Raw genomic sequence first — 1,905 nt, 5'->3', positions numbered from 1 at the left:
CACGACTACACCCTCAGATCGGATGAGCCGGATATCCGCCTCGATGAAACTGGTCAGGCTGTAGACCAATTCAAACGCGCCGGAGGCTGCTTCGTGCCAGAAGGCGCCAGCGAAGTCGTCAGACTCGAACTTCGATCCCACTTGGGCGATCGCTCGCACCCTCGATCCACCGGTGAAGAGAACAACGTCGCCTGTGGCCAGTGCATCGAACACCTTGGCGTTGTGTCGCACCATGCCCCAGTAGCGGGCGGACCCCTCTGGGTGCACGGTCTGGATCAGTCTTGCCGCGTGGGAGGGGACGACGGATGCGACGACCTCATTCGACAACGGGAAGTCCAGCGTCCTTTCCCAGTTATCGCGCGCGATGCGGTTTCCGTAGCTCGGTTGGATGAGGACTCGGGACATGCCTCGCTGCCTTTCGGCGCGGGAGGCATGTCCTTGAAGCGGAAGCCAGTCGGTGCGCGGTGCTGTTCGTGGGCCCGCGGGCCCGGTCGGTTACTGGTTCACGAGCCGCTTGAGCGCGGCCTGGGTCTCGGGGTCGACGGCGAAGATGCGCACCGACTGCATTCCGCGGGTCAGCAGCACCTTGTAGACGTTGCGCACGAGCGCGTCGAAGTGCTCGTCGGGGACCTTCGTCCGGTTGCGGAAGTCGGGGTCGCGGTTCTCGGCACGCACCGAGACGAATCGGCCCTCGCGCATCACGAGGTCGGGCCCGATGATCACGCCGGAGTGGTCGTACTCGAACCCCTGCGCGGTGTAGATGCACCCGACCTGCCCGAACCCCGCCGGGTCGGTGGCCCACAGCGCTGACGGCGGCGCCCCACCGACGGACCGGTCGCCCTTGAGGTTCCACGGCCTGGCCCAGTGCCCGATCTGCACGTCTCGCGGCAGGTTGCCGAGCTTGTCGGGGTCGCCCCATGGCCAGCAGTAACCGGCGGTGATGCGGGAGGTGAACCCCTCGGCCTCCAGCGCCCGGAGCTGGTCCTCCATCTGCTGCGGGGAGTCGACCACGCGCACGTCCATGCGCCCGTCCCCGGTCCACGCGACGGGCCCGCCCGGCTCCAGCCCGAGCAGTCGGAGCACCCACTGCACGTACTCCTCGGAGCCGCCGCACCGGAACTGGTCGTCCAGGCTGATGTGCACCACATCGATGCCGGCCGCCTCGGCCGCCTGCGTGATGTCGTGCACCGTCCCCATCTCGCCGGGCCGCACCACCTGATGGTCGTCCAGCAGGAACACCGGCACCCGCGCGGCCGCCAGCAGCTCCTCCACCTGAGGTCGAGCCGTCTCGCGCAGGTGCTTGGGCGTGTACCGCTGCACGGAGTTGCGGCGGATGCGGTGGGCCTCATCCAGGATGAGGCAGTCCAGGTCGTTCGGCTCCGCCTCCATGAACTGGTTGAAGTACCCGAACAGCTTGCGCACGCGCGGGTTGCGGTGAGCGGCCACCTTGCGGAGCGTCTGGGTGAACGACCGCGAGCCGGTGGCGTGGACGACGGTGCGCCCCTGCCGCGCGAGCTCCCCCATCAGGCTGAGGGCGATGACGGACTTGCCCGAGCCCGGGCCGCCGCTCACCACCACGGCCGTCTTAGTGTTGTTCCGCCGGGCCTTGGTCACCGCGTGGAGCACGTGCTCGTAGGCGGCGCGCTGCTCGTCCAGCAGCACGAACTGCTCACGGTGCTGCACCTCGTCGGCGGCGACGGCGAGCAGTTGGCGGCTCGGGGCGATGCGGCTGCCCAGCAGGAGGTCGGCGGCCTCCACGCCCGTGCCGGTCTCGCTGAAGCGCGAGCGCAGGAAGGCCAGCCAGTCGGCCCGTCCCTGCCCGGTGAACAGGCGGGAGCGCTCGTCCTGCGGTCGCTCGAGCAGGTCGGCGACGCCCAGGTCGGTGGCGTTGTGCAGGTACGCGGC

2 protein-coding genes are annotated in these 1,905 nt (G+C 69.0%); both read right to left on the bottom strand.

All coding sequences use genetic code 11. The annotated features are described in order from the left end of the window. A partial coding sequence (locus HMPREF3099_RS02730) for a hypothetical protein (protein ID WP_202816669.1) occupies positions 1-405 on the bottom strand: 405 nt, incomplete at its 3' end. Positions 406-495: 90 nt separating this feature from the next. After that, positions 496-1,905, bottom strand: a 1,410-nt coding sequence (locus HMPREF3099_RS02725; protein WP_070703721.1) for a DUF2075 domain-containing protein, incomplete at its 5' end; no start/stop codon positions are given.

Source organism: Kytococcus sp. HMSC28H12, assembly GCF_001816045.1.
In the GTDB taxonomy this organism is placed as follows: Bacteria; Actinomycetota; Actinomycetes; order Actinomycetales; family Dermatophilaceae; genus Kytococcus; species Kytococcus schroeteri.
Note: the sequence above shows the minus strand (reverse complement) of the source record. Positions and strands in the feature narration are given on the sequence as shown.